7 protein-coding genes and 3 tRNA genes are annotated in these 16,363 nt (G+C 55.9%); 4 read left to right on the top strand and 6 right to left on the bottom strand.

Going from position 1 to position 16,363, the window contains the following annotated elements; all coding sequences use genetic code 11:
- Positions 1 to 23: 23 nt before the first annotated feature.
- Positions 24 to 1,121 (bottom strand): murein transglycosylase A, encoded by a 1,098-nt coding sequence (mltA, locus tag NQ842_RS05725; RefSeq protein ID WP_014833112.1) that lies wholly within the window; start codon positions 1,119 to 1,121, stop codon positions 24 to 26.
- Positions 1,122 to 1,330: 209 nt separating this feature from the next.
- Between mltA and NQ842_RS05720 the strand changes: the two genes are divergently transcribed.
- The 3 genes from NQ842_RS05720 (at position 1,331) to NQ842_RS05710 (ending at position 1,649) form a co-directional block, all read left to right on the top strand.
- Positions 1,331 to 1,407, top strand: a tRNA-Met gene (locus NQ842_RS05720).
- Positions 1,408 to 1,451: 44 nt separating this feature from the next.
- Positions 1,452 to 1,528 (top strand) — tRNA-Met (locus NQ842_RS05715).
- 44 nt (positions 1,529 to 1,572) lie between these two features.
- Positions 1,573 to 1,649: transfer RNA gene (locus NQ842_RS05710), tRNA-Met, on the top strand.
- A gap of 88 nt (positions 1,650 to 1,737) precedes the next feature.
- On the opposite strand, the gene amiC is transcribed toward NQ842_RS05710, so the two are convergent.
- Entirely contained in the window at positions 1,738 to 2,991 is a 1,254-nt protein-coding gene (gene amiC, locus NQ842_RS05705) for an N-acetylmuramoyl-L-alanine amidase AmiC (protein WP_014833113.1), read from the bottom strand.
- A gap of 227 nt (positions 2,992 to 3,218) precedes the next feature.
- Between amiC and argA the strand changes: the two genes are divergently transcribed.
- Positions 3,219 to 4,550 (top strand): amino-acid N-acetyltransferase, encoded by a 1,332-nt coding sequence (gene argA, locus NQ842_RS05700; RefSeq protein ID WP_014833114.1) that lies wholly within the window; start codon positions 3,219 to 3,221, stop codon positions 4,548 to 4,550.
- A 54-nt stretch (positions 4,551 to 4,604) separates the two neighbouring features.
- Here argA and recD read toward each other — a convergent pair whose 3' ends face one another.
- The 4 genes from recD to recC all read right to left on the bottom strand — a co-directional run bounded on the left by recD (position 4,605) and on the right by recC (position 16,358).
- Positions 4,605 to 6,425 carry an exodeoxyribonuclease V subunit alpha gene (recD, locus tag NQ842_RS05695; protein ID WP_257256608.1) on the bottom strand — a complete coding sequence of 607 codons (1,821 nt, stop codon included), beginning with the start codon at positions 6,423 to 6,425 and terminating at the stop codon, positions 4,605 to 4,607.
- Entirely contained in the window at positions 6,422 to 9,964 is a 3,543-nt protein-coding gene (gene recB / locus NQ842_RS05690; RefSeq protein ID WP_257256607.1) for an exodeoxyribonuclease V subunit beta, read from the bottom strand. The genes recD and recB overlap by 4 nt, the downstream gene beginning before the upstream one ends.
- Positions 9,961 to 12,843, bottom strand: a complete 2,883-nt coding sequence (ptrA, locus tag NQ842_RS05685; RefSeq protein ID WP_050860319.1) for a pitrilysin — start codon at positions 12,841 to 12,843, stop codon at positions 9,961 to 9,963. Before ptrA ends, recB begins: the two co-directional genes overlap by 4 nt.
- 140 nt (positions 12,844 to 12,983) lie before the next feature.
- Positions 12,984 to 16,358 carry an exodeoxyribonuclease V subunit gamma gene (gene recC, locus NQ842_RS05680; RefSeq protein WP_257256606.1) on the bottom strand — a complete coding sequence of 1,125 codons (3,375 nt, stop codon included), beginning with the start codon at positions 16,356 to 16,358 and terminating at the stop codon, positions 12,984 to 12,986.
- Between the last annotated feature and the right edge of the window lie 5 nt (positions 16,359 to 16,363).

The following is a 16,363-nucleotide window of genomic DNA, read 5'->3' as shown; positions in this document are numbered from 1 at the left end:
GTATTCCGCTCAGAATACCACAATCAGCCGCTGAATACGTTTCCGGCACCAGGCGCTGTCTTCAGCACCCATACGCGGCCATAGTGGTTATACCAGCCTGCACGGTGGCCGGCGTCCGGGCCAATCCCCTGATAAATATCAAAGTGCTGGCCTTTAATTGCGCCACCGACATCCAGCGCCACCATCAGACGTAACTCGTACTGACCGTTAAATTTACCGTTATTGTCCAGCAGCGGCACTTCTGCCAGCAGCGTGGTACCCGCAGGAATGATGGAACGATCCGATGCCACCGACGCACGGCCAATCAGCGGCACGGCGCTCGCCCCTTTCACCGGCGCAAAGTTTTGCGGTTTAAAGAAGACGAATGACGGGTTCTGCTCCAGCAGCTCACGCACCTCGGCTTCACTGTGTTTTTCGCCCCACTCGCGGATCGCCTGCATCGACATATCTTCTTTTTTCACTTCGCCTCGGTCGATCAGCACTTTACCAATGCTGCGGTAGGCATGGCCGTTTTTGCCGGCGTAGCTAAAGAAGTTCAGCGGAGAACCGTCACCAAAATCGATGTAGCCACTGCCCTGAACATCCATGATGAAGTTGTCCATCAGGGAGTTGCTGTAAGCCAGGACGTAGTTTTCGCTAAGCGCGCCGGCGTAGATCTCCGCGCGGGACGGCAGGCGGCCACGTTTTGGCGGCATACGATAAATGGGATACTGGAATTCGCCCTGACGCGTATGGCGCGCCTGGATAACCGGAGTGTAATAGCCGGTAAACTGCACGTTGCCGTAGTTGTCCGCCCCTTCCATCTGCCAGGCGTCGATACCAAACTGGCGCATGTTGCGCGTATCACCGCCCGCACGCAGCCAGTCCTGCACGGCGTTATAAACGCTACTCTGTGAGCCATACAGGCGCGGCGACGCATTGCGGATCTGGTAAACCTGCTCGGAGAAATCACCGGCGTTGATCGGTGCGCCGACAGCATCCGGCTGGTTAACTAAAGAGAAAGGCTGGGATAATTTCCCGTCTTTATACTGTTGACCGCGATCGGTCGGTTTAGAAGAACAGGCGGCAAGAATCGCTACCATTGCGCCCGTGATCAGATACTTTGCCCAACGTCCTTTCATTATATCTCGTCTTTAAGTTGCCCATTTCCGCGTGATGAAGATAACAAACCCACTGTTCTAAAGAAACGGAATCACATGCCCTTTGGCAAATTCTGAGCAAAAAATAGTCCAAAGGTTTCGATGCCGTTCAATTTACATACAAAATTAATGAATTATGTGAAAAAGGGGTTGCATCACAAACCTAACCGAGTATAGTGCGCATCCACGGACGCGGGGTGGAGCAGCCTGGTAGCTCGTCGGGCTCATAACCCGAAGGTCGTCGGTTCAAATCCGGCCCCCGCAACCAATTAAAATTTGATGAAGTATCTTCTACGAGAGTAGAAAGACGGACGCGGGGTGGAGCAGCCTGGTAGCTCGTCGGGCTCATAACCCGAAGGTCGTCGGTTCAAATCCGGCCCCCGCAACCAATCAAATTTGAAGAAGTAAGTTTCTACACAAGTAGAAAGACGGACGCGGGGTGGAGCAGCCTGGTAGCTCGTCGGGCTCATAACCCGAAGGTCGTCGGTTCAAATCCGGCCCCCGCAACCAATACTTCTAAAAACAATCAACACCCTTAAGGGTGTTTTTTTGTATCTGTCGTTTGTGAATTTGCCGGGCGTTAACCCGGCGGGCAGCATTATCCACGTCTTGCCAGCGTCGCCCCGTCAGAGAAATACGCCCTGATCCCTGCCAGAATCGACTCCGCCACTTCCTGCTGGAATTTAGCCGTCTTGAGCTTCCGCTCCTCTTCCACGTTACTGATAAACGCCGTTTCAACCAGGATAGACGGGATATCCGGCGCTTTCAGTACCGCAAACCCGGCTTGCTCAACGCTGTTTTTGTGCAGCTTGTTGATATTGCCAAGCTTACCCAGCACCGCTTTACCAAACTTCAGGCTGTCGGTAATGGTCAGCGATTGCACCATATCGAACATGGTGTGATCCACATAGCGGTCGCCGCTTTTGCTCACACCACCGATGAGATCCGAGGCGTTCTGCGTGTCCGCGAGGTAACGCGCCGCGGTACTGGTCGCCCCTTTGGTTGAGAGGGCAAATACTGACGATCCACTTGGCTGACGGCTGGTAAACGCATCAGCGTGGATAGAGACAAAGAGATCCGCACGCTGCTTCTGGGCTTTTGCCACACGCACTTTCAGCGGAATAAAGACATCTTCATTGCGCGTCATATAGGCGCGCATGTTGCCCTCTTTATCGATTAACGCTTTAAGACGGCGGGCAATCTGCAACACCACATCTTTTTCCCGCGTCCGGTATTTGCCTATCGCGCCTGAGTCTTCGCCTCCATGGCCAGGATCGAGCATGATCACAATCGGGCGATCGCGCCCTGCTTTCCCGGGCTGCGGGCCACTTTGCGCAGGTGGAACCTGTTTCTCAAGATTGCCCTGGTTGTAGTCTTCCAGTAATGCCAGAAGGGGATCCTGAATGTCCGTTGCATTTGCCGGATAGAGATCCATCACCAGACGTTCTTTGAACGTCGCAACAGGCGCAAGGGCAAACAGCTGCGGTTTCACATTCTGCTTCAGTTCAAACACCATGCGCACGGTTTGCGGATCAAACTGCCCTACGCGCGCCGATTTGATAAACGGATCATCACCTCGGATCTGCGCCGCCATCCCCTTCAGAACGGAGTTCAGGTTAACGCCTTCGAGATCCACCACCACACGCTCAGGGTTGCTGAGGGCAAACTGCTTATATTTCAGCACCCGATTGGATTCCACCGTGACGCGCGTATAGGTTGACGACGGCCAGACGCGCACCGCCACCACCTGACTTGTGGCGGCAAGACCCACCTGGCTGACGCTGAGCAGCCACATCGCCCCGGCCCCTTTTAACAAACGGCGGCGGCTTATTGCTGAATTGGATCCCGACATGCTTCTCCCGAGCAAGAAATCTGATTGACAGACAAAACATCAAAATTGACCGAAAACTTTAACGAATGACGCATAAACTGTCATCTATAAAAGGGTAAACAATCATACGTTAACGCACGGATTACTTATTAATTTCTGTGGGTCGCAGAAAATTTAGGCTTGCACATGCGGCCGCAATCGAATAAAAATACAGAAATTGCGAATAAACATTCATTAAGGGTTGTGCCATGGTGAAGGAACGTAGAACCGAACTGGTCCAGGGATTCCGCCATTCTGTTCCCTATATCAACGCCCATCGGGGAAAAACGTTTGTCATCATGCTCGGCGGCGAAGCCATTGAGCATGAAAACTTTTCCAGCATCGTCAATGACATCGGCCTGCTGCACAGCCTCGGCATCCGCCTGGTGGTGGTGTATGGCGCGCGTCCACAAATCGATGCGAACCTGGCCGCGCACCATCACGAGCCGATTTATCACAAGCATACCCGCGTTACGGATGCCAAAACCCTGGAGCTGGTGAAACAGGCCGCGGGTCTGCTGCAGCTGGATATCACCGCGCGCCTGTCCATGAGCCTGAACAACACGCCGCTGCAGGGGGCGCATATCAACGTCGTCAGCGGTAACTTCATCATTGCTCAGCCTCTGGGCGTGGACGACGGTGTGGACTATTGCCACAGCGGACGTATTCGTCGTATTGATGAGGAAGCCATTCACCGTCAACTGGATAGCGGTGCCATCGTACTGATGGGGCCGGTGGCCGTTTCCGTCACCGGCGAGAGCTTTAACCTCACGTCTGAAGAGATTGCCACCCAGCTGGCGATCAAACTGAAAGCAGAAAAAATGATTGGGTTTTGCTCTTCCCAGGGCGTCGTCAACGATGAGGGCGTGATTGTGCCAGAACTTTTCCCTAATGAGGCTCAGGCCCGCGTCGAAGCGCTGGAAGCCGAAGGGGATTATCATTCTGGTACCGTCCGTTTTCTGCGCGGTGCGGTGAAAGCCTGCCGTAGCGGCGTGCGTCGTAGCCACCTGATCAGCTATCAGGAAGACGGTGCCCTGCTGCAGGAGCTGTTCTCCCGCGACGGTATCGGCACCCAGATCGTAATGGAGAGTGCGGAGCAGATCCGCCGCGCCACCATTAACGATATTGGCGGCATTCTGGAGTTAATTCGCCCGCTGGAGCAGCAAGGGATCCTGGTGCGCCGTTCCCGCGAACAGCTGGAAATGGAGATCGACAAATTCACGATTATCCAGCGCGATAACCTGACAATCGCCTGCGCCGCGCTCTATCCGTTCCCGGAAGAGAAGATCGGCGAAATGGCCTGCGTCGCTGTCCATCCAGACTACCGCAGCTCTTCACGCGGCGAGATGCTGCTTGAGCGCGTGGCGGCCCAGGCGCGCCAGATGGGCCTGAGCAAGCTGTTCGTCCTGACCACGCGCAGCATTCACTGGTTCCAGGAGCGCGGTTTTACGCCTGTGGATATTGATTTGCTGCCTGAAAGTAAAAAAGAGATGTACAACTATCAACGCCGCTCGAAGGTGCTGATGGCCGACCTGGGATAATTCAACCTTCGCCGGGTAGCACTGCGCTCACCCGGCTTACATTTCTGACGTCCTTCAGAGGGACTCAAATATCGCGCTCAGGCCGCTTCGCCGTTCCGTACGGGTGGCAATCGCCTGCACCAGCACACGCTCATCGGTATAGAGCGACAAGCGCTGACGCGCACGGGTGATGGCAGTGTAGATCAGCTCCCGGGTAATGACGGGTGAAAGCTGGGTGGGCAGGATCAGCGCCGCATGGTTGAACTCGGATCCCTGAGATTTGTGTACCGTCATCGCCCATGCTGTTTCATGTTCAGGCAAGCGGCTGGGCTGTACGGACTTCACGCTACCATCCGGCATCAGGAACCAGACGCGAAGCCCCTGTCCACGATCAAGCGCAATGCCAATATCCCCGTTGAACAACCCCAGCGCGCTATCGTTGCGGGAGATCATGACTGGCCGACCTTCATACCAGCGTGAATGCGGCGTGCGGGTGATTTTGCGCTTTTGCGCAAGCAATTGCTCAAGCCTGTCGTTAAGGCCGCTGACGCCAAAAGGCCCTTCCCTCAGCGCACACAGCAACTGATATTCGCCAAACGCGGCAATGACCTGCGCAGGCGTATGTTGCTGCTGCACGCTCGTCAGGAAATGCTGATAGCCCTGCAGGGCATCATCCAGCATCGCCTGATACTCTTCCCCGGTTTGCAGCGATTTCTTCTCAATATCATTGAAGCTGCCGTCAAAAACAGCACTGGTCGCATGCCGATCCCCTCTGTTCACGGCCGCCGCCAGTTGGCCAATGCCGGAATCACTCCCGAAACGGTAGCTTTTTTGCAGTAGACACAGGCTGTCGCGCAGCGCCGCCGCGAGAGAGTGGCTTTCAGCTGCGAGCGAACAGCCGGTGAGGCGGGCTAACTCCTCAGCACGTTCCGCGGTATACCCAAGACTCGCATAGGTGCAGATATCGCCCAGCACAGCACCGGCTTCCACCGAGGCAAGCTGGTCACGATCGCCAAGGAAAATCACGCGCGCGTGGGAAGGTAAGGCGTCAATCAGCCGCGACATCATCGTCAGGTCGATCATCGACGCTTCATCCACGACCAGCACATCGAGATGCAGCGGGTTTCCGGCATGGTAACGCAGGCGCTGGCTGCCCGGCTGGGCACCCAGTAGCCGGTGCAGGGTGCTGGCTTCATTGGGGAAAAGCGCAAGCTGTTCCCGGGTGAGCGGCAGTTTTTGCAGCGCGCCACCTAACGACTCTGTCAACCTGGCCGCCGCTTTGCCGGTGGGTGCTGCCAGGCGAATACGGCATTTTTGCTCACCCGACAGCTGAATCAGTGCGGCAAGCAGTTTGGCCACGGTGGTGGTTTTACCCGTGCCCGGTCCGCCCGAGATCACCGAGATCCGTCGCGTTAAGGCGACGGCCGCCGCCACTTTCTGCCAGTCTGTCGCCTCATCTGAGGTAAACAGGGCATCCAGCGTTTGCCGGAGCTGCGCTTCTTCACAGGGAAGCGGTGCGTTTGTCTCGCTGAAAAAGCGCGCTACCGTCAGTTCATTACGCCATAGCCGGTTAAGGTACAACCGCTCGCCGATAAGGATCATGGGCGTCTGGGTATCGGCTCTGCTGACAGCAGGAGAGCTCAGCAAAACGGTCTGCCAGTCCACGGATTCGCCCAGCAGGGCAAAACAGGACTGAAGGGCCACAGGCATTTTTTCATCAATCGCCAGACGCGAAAGCGGCAGACAGACATGCCCTTCCCCCGCATCTTTGCTCAGGATAGCGGCAGCGAGCATCACGGCCGGCTGCTCGCCAGCCACCATCATGGCGAACTGCACATCAAGATGGCGCAGCAGTCGTTGTTCTACGGCTTCCAGCAGTAATTCCTGCATCGTCATGCCACCTCCTCCGTGCCTGCGGCAAACAAGCTGTCCATTTTTTCAATCAGTGCCTCGTCCGGGCGCGTACAGAAGATCCCCGAGCGCGGATCGGCGGCATCCACCCCGCGCAGGAAGAGGTAAATCACCCCGCCAAAATGGTCTTCGTAGCGGTAATTTGCAATGCGATGACGCAGATAGCGATGCAGCGCCAGGGTATATAACTGGTATTGCAGATCGTAACGATGCATCTGCATGGCAGAGGCCATCGCCTGTTGAGTGTAGGCTTCGCTGTTTTCACCCAACCAGTTCGATTTGTAATCCAGCAGGTAGTAACGCCCTTCATGGCGGAACACCAGGTCGATAAAGCCCTTCAGCATCCCCTGAACCTGACGGAAGTTAAGTGGCGGGCAACCGGCGGATAACGGGTCATACTCGCGGATCAGCGCATCCAGCGCCTCGGCCTTTAGCGGGCTGGCGATGGGAAGATAAAACTCCATCTCCACCTGCTTATCTTTAGCCGTCAACTGGCTGAGCGATATACCCTGTGCCGTCAGCGGGGCGTGAAGGATTGCACTGATCCATTCGGTGAGCACCGGCTGCCATTGTGCGTCGTAGCCCCCACTTTGCAACATTTTCAGTACCCACTCCTCAGAGACAGGTTGGGTGAAATCCAGCTCTTCAAACAGGCTGTGTAAAAATGTGCCCGGTGACGCGCCGCGCGGAAATTGATGAGGAGTCAGCACCGGTTCATCCGGCACACTTCCGGTTCCTGCGGCATCCACGTCAAGCTTAGGCATCAGATCCTGCGCAATGCTCTGCCCGTGCTGCTGTAAACCGGAGTAGCTGGTCACACGCCAGTCGTCTGCAACGGTTCGCGTAATCTGCCGGGCATGCAGCTCAGACGCCTGCTGCTCTGGCAGTTGCCAGCGGCTATTATCGGGTTGCGACGGAATATGCAGGGCAATATGTTCCCCGCAGAGTGAGTCGATACACAGACGCAACCCTGCCGCATCTTTGGGCTCGCCGAGCTGAATCAGCCTGCCCAGCGCGCTCAGATGAAAATCGGTCTCACCTGTCTTTTCGCCACGGCGGCGGAATAGCGGCGCGACACCCAGACTACAGTGCCAGACCGAGCGGGTCAGTGCCACATAGAGCAAGCGTAAATCTTCGGCCAGGCGCTCGGCCTCGGCCAGTTCAACGCTGGACTCTGCTTTACTGAGATCGAGCACCGCTTCGAAGGACTCACGATCGTGGTAAAAGGCCTGATCCTGCACCCGGTAATTGGCGATAAACGGCAGCCAGACCAGCGGATACTCCAGGCCTTTCGACTTGTGAATGGTGACGATTTGCACCAGGTGTTTATCACTCTCGAGACGCATCTGCTGGCTCGACGAGTTACTGTTCGGATCGGCAATTTGCTGCGCGAGCCAGCGCACCAGGGCATGCTCACTTTCCAGCTGCGTGCCCGCCTCCTGCAACAGTTCGCTGATATGCAAAATATCGGTCAGACGGCGCTCACCGCCTGCCGTGGCGAGCATATTCTCAGCAATGTGACGCTGCCTCATCAGTTCACGCAGCATCGCCATCACGCCGCGTTTTTGCCAGCGCTCGCGGTAATGCACAAACTCTTCGACCACCGCATCCCAGGCGGCTTCGTCGTTATTTAGCGCATCAATATCGCGCGCGTTCAGTCCCAGCATGCTGCTTGCCAGCGCGCTGCGAAGGGTGCTTTCCCGCTCCGGCGCCAGCACGGCCTGCAGCAACCACAGCATCTCCTGCGCTTCCAGCGTTTCAAAGACACTATCGCGGTTAGAGAGATACACAGACGGGATATTCAGTGACGTCAGGGCATCACGGATCAGCGCCGCCTCCTGACGACTGCGCACCAGCACCGTAATATCGGATGCCTTTACCGGGGTGGATTTATCCCCCTTCCACAGCAACGCCTCACCGCGCGTGCCTGCGCTGAGCCAGTCCCGGATCTGCGCGGCACAGTACTGAGCCATGGCATGTTGATAGTCCGCAACGCCACACCCCTCACCGTCCAGCAGCCAGAAATTCATCGCGGGTTGGGTCACGCCGTTGAATTCAAAGCGTAACGCGGCATTTCTGGCAGCGAATTTTACCGGCTGAAAGGGAATTTCCCGGAACATAAACGCCGACTCCATGCGGCTGAAAAGCGCGTTGACGCTCTCCACCATCCCCGGCGAGGAACGCCAGTTGGTGTCCAGGGTGTAGTGCGCCGCCACCTCGCTACGGGCTTTCATGTAGGTGAAAATATCCGCCCCACGGAAGGCATAAATGGCCTGCTTTGGATCGCCAATCAGCAACAGCGCGGTGTCGGGCTGCTGTCGCCAGATACGGCGGAAAATGCGGTACTGCTGGGGATCGGTATCCTGAAATTCGTCAATCATCGCCACCGGAAAGCGCGTGCGGATGGCGGCGGCAAGCGCCTCGCCGTTTTCACTGCACAACGCCGCGTCCAGGCGACTTAGCATATCGTCAAAACCCAGCTCCCCCCGACGGCGTTTCTCACGCGAGACCGCTTCACGGATCTCCGTCATGGCGCGGGTGATCATCAGGTCGTTGAGGGTTAACGGCTCTGCCAGCAGGGTTTCGATCTCAACAAACAGCGGGTGCTCCGGAACTATGCCATCGGCTTTGGTGCGCTCAACCAGAAAACGCCGGGAAAATTTTTCCAGCGCGTCCGGAAGCTGATAACCGCGTGTCTCTTCCTGCGCCCAGGCAGTGATCCTGTCGATCCATTTCCCCTGATTGCCACGGTTAAACTTGCGCCTGTCGATGCCGGAATTTTCGATAATAGCGTCAATCTCGCTGACAGACTCGAGCCATTTTTGCTTCAGGGCGGCAATCTTCGCGACAATTTTTTCATGGCGCGAGGCCAGCGTTTCATCTGCAGGCGGTGGGGATTTAATGACCGGGGCTTCCCCCTGGAGGTAGCGGTCAATGGCACGCAGAAGCTCCTCAGGCCCTTTCCACAACGCATGTACCGCTTCTGCGATATCTCGCTGTAAGGGATAGCAGTGGCGACGCCAGAAATCTGCACAGGCCTGATAGCGAAGCTCAGATTCATCTTCAATAAGCTGCTGTTCAAACAGCATGCCGGATTCAAACGCATTCAGGCTCAGCATGCGCTGGCAAAAACCGTGAATGGTGAAGACGGAGGCCTCATCCATTTGCCGTTCAGCCAGAAGCAGCCACTGTGCGGCCTGCTGTTTATCGGCAATCTCTTCCAGCAGGCTCGCGTAGAGCGGGTTATCCGTGCTTTCGCGCAAACAGGCGATGCGCAGTTCATGAATATTGACACGGATACGGCCGCGCAGCTCAGCGGTGGCGGCCTCGGTGAAGGTCACCACCAGCAGCTCCTCCACGCTTAGTGGACGTGGAAAAGCGGCATGACCGCCCAGCCCCAGCAACAGGCGCAGATACAGTGCGGCAATGGTGAATGTTTTTCCCGTTCCCGCTGAGGCTTCAATCAATCGTTCACCCTGTAGAGGTAAACGTAAGGGATCAAGAGGCTCAGCGGTATCGGTCATTCTTTCTTACTCCAGGGCATAGATTGCTGCAGGGCGCTGACGCTCTTCCAGATTTTCCAGCCTTTCGGGTTAACGTAGTCCGTTTTCCCGCTCTGGCTACCAGAAACCTGAGACAGAATGGCCATTCCCTGCGGTTTAACCACCGCCTGATGGAAGAAGTCAGCAACCTTCTGAGGCGTCAGCTGTTTTATCTCGGCCACTACTTTATCACGCGAATCAAATTTCAGATTACCGCGATCAAAATCTTTGCTCAGCTGGGATGCTTCTTCACCCAGCGTCTGCGGCGGTTGCATCACCTGCGCAATCACGGCCTGCTGGATCTGGGCGAACTCTTCCGGCTTCATGGCTCGCAGTCTGGCTTCCGCTTGCGGGAAGAATGCCTGGTAACGCTGCCAGAGATAAGCGGGTTGTTTATCGCTGCTCTGCAGCAGGAAACCCAGCCCCCACTGACGGCCGACGTTCATGGAGAACGCAAAGACCGCGTAACCAAGCTGCTCTTCTGTGCGCAGTTGATTGTAGAACCACGGCTGAATAATTTGTCCCAGAACGGCACTCTGCGCAGAACTGGTGAATTCATCATAGCCCGTAGGCACAAACACGGCGGCCAGCGCGGAATCCGTGCTGTTGCCTGCTTTTTCGAAAATCACATTCTGTTTTTTCTCAACCAGCACATCCTGGTTGCGGCACCACTCGTCGCCTTTTGAACCGAGCTGCTGACGTACGTTCTCTGCCAGCGTTTTGGCCTGCTCCTCGCTCATATTGCCGACGATAAGAAACTCCGGACGCGTGTTCGTTTTCAGCGCGTCGCGATAAGCCAGCACCTCTTTTAAAGAAAGGGATGGCAGCAGCGCCCGGCGATCTTCACGCTGGAAATAGGGGATTTGCGACAGCATTTGCGCCGGCATAATCGCCTGATCGTACGCTTTGCCTTTCTCAGCAGAATCCATCATCTGCGCATACCAGGACTTAGCCTGCTCAAACTGTTCTTCCGTTGGCGTGTAGCTGAAATAGCCCTCCAGCAACGCCTGGAACAGCTGAGGCAGACGCTGGGTATAGCCGTTTGCATTGACCATCAGACCGTTATTGGCGTTGGTAGAGAAGCTGATCCCACCCACGGCGGCCTGGTTGCTGAGCTGGTCAAGCGCGATACCGGCCAGATAGTCATTGAGCGCAAACATCACCTGATTTTTGGCGCTATCCATCGCTTTCGGGTTGCGAAGGACAACGCTGACATCGGCTTTTGGCTCACTGGCAAAATAGTGGCTTGGGGTGTACACCACGCGCAACGTCGGCTCATCAACAATAAGCTGCGGATGTGGATACGCTTTCGTGGTTTTAATCAGGGAGAAATCATCCGGGATATAGGGATTCAATTCCGGCAGCTTCAGGGCAATCTCTCCGGCCTTTTTCTGCCAGTCCGCGAAGGTTTGCGCACTGATTTTATCCACCTGATAAGGGGCATCCACAAAATAGGCCGTTTTGTTATGCGGCTCGTTCGGGCTGATGTACCAGATACGGGCATTCTGCGGGGTCATCATCGCCAGGCGCGCTTTTATCGCCTCAGCGTCGTACCGGTCGGCAATGTTGACCGCGTCCAGCGTATGTTCCACCGGCACGCGGATCATGGTGTCCGCCAGCCACTCAACGTAGTCCATGTCGCGGGTAATGGACGGATAACGGAAATCGAGGTCCAGCACGTGTGCCAGTTCGTCAAAGTAGCGTTTATCAACGCCTTTATCGCGCAGCAACGAGAGATAGCTGAAGATAGCCGCCACCACCTCATCACGGTGCGCCAGCCCTTTGTCGGTCAGGGTGGCGGAGATGGCCAGCACACCGCTGTTGCCGTTCACCACAGGATCGGAATCGGCACGGATCCCTTCCACCAGCCCCTGCTTTTGCAGCCAGTCAGAAAGCGTACCCGGACTACGGTTGCCAATAAGATAGGTGACCAGTTCATCCGTTTTACTGCGGAACTGTGCCGTATTGTTATCAATGCGGAACTCAACGCGTAACACCTTGCGCGGCAGAGCAGGCACGTAGTGGATCACGATCCCTTTCTGCGCGTCGGTAACTACCGGTACGTTAATCTGCGGCAGGCCGATATTTTTATTCGGTACCCGTCCAAACGTCTGCGCCGCCATGGCAGCCAGTTCTGGCAACGGTTTGTTGCTGTAGATAACCGCTTTCATCAGGTTAGCGGAGTAATATTTATCGCGAAACGCATGCAGCGCATCAAGCACCGGGCTGTTTGGTTTGTCACTCAGCGTCTCGAGGTTACCCCCGGAAAAACGGGAGCCAGGGTGCGCCGGGTTGATGGTTTCGGCGCTCACTTGCGCCATGCGCATACCGTCACGCGTGCGGGCCAGGGTCAATTCAGCGTTAACGGCGTTGCGTTCGCGGTCAGCATATTTTTTATCCAGCAACGGCGCGGCAATCGCATCAGCGAGACGGTCCACCGCCCCTTCCAGGGCATCATTTTCAACTTCAAGATAAAATGCCGTCCGATACGGTGCCGTACTGGCGTTGTGGCTGCCGCCATGCATTTTCAGAAATTCGGAGAGGCTATCCGGTTGGGGGTATTTTTTTGAACCCATCAGCGTCATATGTTCCAGATAGTGAGCAAGACCCGGGTGCGCTTCGGGATCTTCCAGCGACCCCACTGGCACCACTAACGCTGAAAGGGATTTAACCGCCTGCGGGTCGGAAACCAGCAGCACGGTCATCCCGTTATCAAGGCGTACAGCCTGATACTGACGGGTATCTTTTTCGCTCTTACGGATAGTTTCCTGAACGGGTTGCCAACCGGAGCCTGCCTGAGTGATGGGAGCCCAAAGGGCGACAAACAAAACAAACGCTTTGAACAAGGTGCTGCCTGGCATTAACGACCTCTTTATCACGGCTACATCATTAACAAACTGCGTGCTGGACACGCCAGCATCTCTTTCTTTCGGTACATCAGTCCGTGATAGCAGGTGCATCATAAATGAACACCCTTTTCTGCGCAATTTTTATACAGCAGTCAGGACTGATTAAATTTGAACAACGGTAACAGGTAACGTTGTGCCTCTTCCGTAATAGTCTCAAAGTATTCTGGCTCAAGCGTTCGCCATAAACGTTGATACCAGACATCATCACCTTCACCACGGACCATCATGTTACCTTCCCAGGCCTGAACAAATTTACTCCGCGCTTTCTGCAGTGAAGCGTCATCCGTTAACATCGCATCATTCTGCGCGTCATAACAGGCTTTTATCCACGCCCCGCCACTTTCAGGCAGTAACAGCAGCGGTTTGTTCATACCCTGACGATAGCCTTCTATGTACAGGGACAAGTAATGTAACGCCTGATCCGGGTCCATCGGTGGGAAGCGCCACTCGCCCTCTTTACGCACGAACATCCGGCTTTCACCTTGATTACCGCCAGCACTGTAGACAAGATGTTCGAGCCAGAGTTGCAAACCCTGCGAAACGCTCAGTATGGAAGGCCGCCAGCGCAGCAGCCCGTCCGGCTGAACCTGGGTCAGCCATCCCGTTAACTGGATACCGTTGCAGTTGAGGTCGATTTCAAGACTCGTGCCAGGCTGTCGGCATTCGATAACACGCTCAGCAAGCGCCTTCATCTCTGTACACTGCGCCTCCCAGACGATCTCCCCGAACGCACCATACGGTAATTGTCCCGCAGCGCGATAGCGGCGGAACAGTTTGTCAGCGTCTTCCTGCTCCACCAGCGCATTCAGCAGCTGGAGGTTTAACTGATAGCGCTCCAGCCCGTCCAGCGTAAACGGTTCTGCATCAGGGATTTCGCTCTCTTCAGAGCGGAAGTTAACCTGCAAACGCTGCTGGAAGAAGGCGCGTACCGGATGCGCCCAAAACCGCTGCAGTTGTTCGAAGGTCAGGGTTTCAATGGGCCGTGGGTCGAGCTCCTGAATGAAATCGGTATGCGCTCTCCCCTCTTTCTTCGCCGCGGGCAGCCACTCCTGGGCATAGCTCTGGTATTCGCTGGCGACGTAGTTCATCGGGTCAAACGGCATTCGGCTGTGACAACAGGTGATATGCGCTTTCACCCGCAGGTCGCTCTCATCGCAGTTACGTTCTTCATCCCCCGGCAGGTAGTGGCTCTGTCCGATATAGTCCACCAGTTCCTGCACCAGAACGGAGGGGAAACGCTCGCTGTTGTCCTGAATCGACCGACCGATATAGCTGATGTAGAGCTTGTTCTGCGCGGAAATCAGCGCCTCAAGGAAGAGGTAGCGGTCATCATCACGACGGCTACGGTCGCCCCGCTTCGGTGCCGGGCTCATGAGATCAAAGCCCAGCGGCGGCAGGGCGCGTGGATAAATACCGTCATTCATGCCAAGCAGACACACCACTTTGAAGGGGATGGAACGCATGGGCATCAGGGTGCAGATATTGATTGGGCCGGCAAGGAAGCGCTGGCTGATACGCTCCTGATCGAGACGCTGGGTCAATTCATCACGCAGAAGCGACAGCGGGATCGCTTCGTTATAGTGGGAGTTTACCCCCTCATCGACTATCGCCTGCCACTGCGTTTCAATCAGCGCCATCGCGGCTTCCGTGTCACTGTCCGGCAGGAAGAAATCATTGAGCACTTCCCGGCAAACCGGCAGCCATTCCTCCAGCGGACGCGGCTTCATCAACGCACGTCGCCAGCGGTTAAGCTGCATCAGCAATGAGGCTAAATGACCCACCAGCTCTGCGATTAACCCGCTGGACTCATCGTACGGCAGGACCTCATTCCATTCGCCCAGGCTGCTTTCCATGGCGTACCCCAGCAGCATACGCGTCAGACCAAACTGCCAGGTGTGCTGTCCGGTAGGGGGAAGCTCGAACTCCTGTACGTTGTCATCATCTATCCCCCAACGGACGCCAGATTCGTTCACCCACTGACGGAGGTAGCGCAGCCCCTCTTCGTTAATGTTGAAACGTGCGGCCAGCACAGGGACATCGAGCAATGCCAGTACATCTTCGGAAATGAAGCGACTGTCAGGCAGTGACAGCAGGGTGACAAATGCCTGCAAGGCCGGGTGAGACTGGCGAGCCCGGCGGTCAGAGATAGCGTAAGGCAGGTAGCGCTCTCCCGTCGCACTGCCGAAAACAGCCTGAATAAAGGGACTGTAGCTGTCGATATCCGCCACCATCACCACGATATCACGCGGTGTCAGTTCCGGATCGTCCTGCAGCATGGCGAGTAATTGATCGTGCAGGACTTCGACTTCACGCTGCGCACTGTGGCAAACATGCACGGTGATACTGCGATCTTCTGGATCCAGTCTCCGCTTCGTGTCGCTGCGTTCAAATTCTTCGGCCGTCACGCCCATCACCGCGCGATTTTCCAGATCCAGAATATCGGACTGGATATTGTGCAGCAGGCTGTCCGGCGTGATTTCAACAAACGCATCCACGTCGCCTTCGCCTGACGAGGTGATATCAGAGAGCATATGAATGTAGTCGCGGCCCAGCTTGCCCCATGAGGCGAGCAGCGGGTTTGGCAGGTTCTGTATGCCCTGTTCATCAAAAAGCTGCGCGGCAGAGGCGCTGTCTTTAAACAACGGTACGGTACGCTCTTCAAAGAGGCGTCGCCGCTGGCGCGTCACGAGCCGTGAAAGCCACCGGTCATCCTGAATGTCGCCCCAGTAGTGGCGGCATGGATTGGTGAAGAGAATATGGATGTCGGTGTGTTTACCGAGCGCCTTCAGCGCATCCAGGTAGACGGGTGGCAGGGCTGAAATACCACAGATGAACACGCGGGAAGGCAAGCGGGCCGGTCGTTCAGCGCTGTTTTCCAGTATGGAGATGAACCGTTGGTAGAGGTTCGCACGATGCCACTTAGGTTGACCAAGTTTTTCGGTATGCTCCACCAGCGCTTTCCACAGCGGTGCTTGCCAGACCTGTGCCTCCGGCAGGCCTTCCACCTGCTCACCCGCTTCCCAGCGAGTCAGCCATTCCGGACGATACACTAAATACTGGTCATAGAGATCCGCGGTACGCGATGCCAGCTGGAACAACTTGCGTTTGTCGGTATCGTCATTCAGATAGTGGCGCAGCATGGCAAACTCATCATGCGTGAGCATTTCTGGCAAAAGCGCCATCAGCTTCCAGCTCATGCTTTGTTTGTTGAACGCGCTCTGCTCGGGGATGTCAGGCAACACGCGGACAAACATCTCCCAGATAAAGCTCGCGGGAAGCGGAAAATCGATATTCGCCGCGATGCCAAATTTACGGGAAAGTGACATCTGCAGCCACTGTGCCATACCGGTGCTCTGCACCAGCACCATTTCAGGCTCAAAAGGATCGTCAAGCCGCTCGCGCTCAACGATAAATTCCATCAGCGCTTCCAGCACATCCAGACGATTTGAGTGGTAGACCCTTAACATAGACG

Source organism: Enterobacter cloacae complex sp. R_G8 (genome assembly GCF_024599795.1).
Taxonomy (GTDB): domain Bacteria; phylum Pseudomonadota; class Gammaproteobacteria; order Enterobacterales; family Enterobacteriaceae; genus Enterobacter; species Enterobacter dissolvens.
Note: the sequence above shows the minus strand (reverse complement) of the source record. Positions and strands in the feature narration are given on the sequence as shown.

Coding starts and splice junctions, on each gene's coding strand:
- mltA (WP_014833112.1), bottom strand. CDS start 1,121: ATGAAAGGACGTTGGGCAAAGTATCTGATCACGGGCGCAATGGTAGCG.
- amiC (WP_014833113.1), bottom strand. CDS start 2,991: ATGTCGGGATCCAATTCAGCAATAAGCCGCCGCCGTTTGTTAAAAGGG.
- argA (WP_014833114.1), top strand. CDS start 3,219: ATGGTGAAGGAACGTAGAACCGAACTGGTCCAGGGATTCCGCCATTCT.
- recD (WP_257256608.1), bottom strand. CDS start 6,425: ATGACGATGCAGGAATTACTGCTGGAAGCCGTAGAACAACGACTGCTG.
- recB (WP_257256607.1), bottom strand. CDS start 9,964: ATGACCGATACCGCTGAGCCTCTTGATCCCTTACGTTTACCTCTACAG.
- ptrA (WP_050860319.1), bottom strand. CDS start 12,843: ATGCCAGGCAGCACCTTGTTCAAAGCGTTTGTTTTGTTTGTCGCCCTT.
- recC (WP_257256606.1), bottom strand. CDS start 16,358: ATGTTAAGGGTCTACCACTCAAATCGTCTGGATGTGCTGGAAGCGCTG.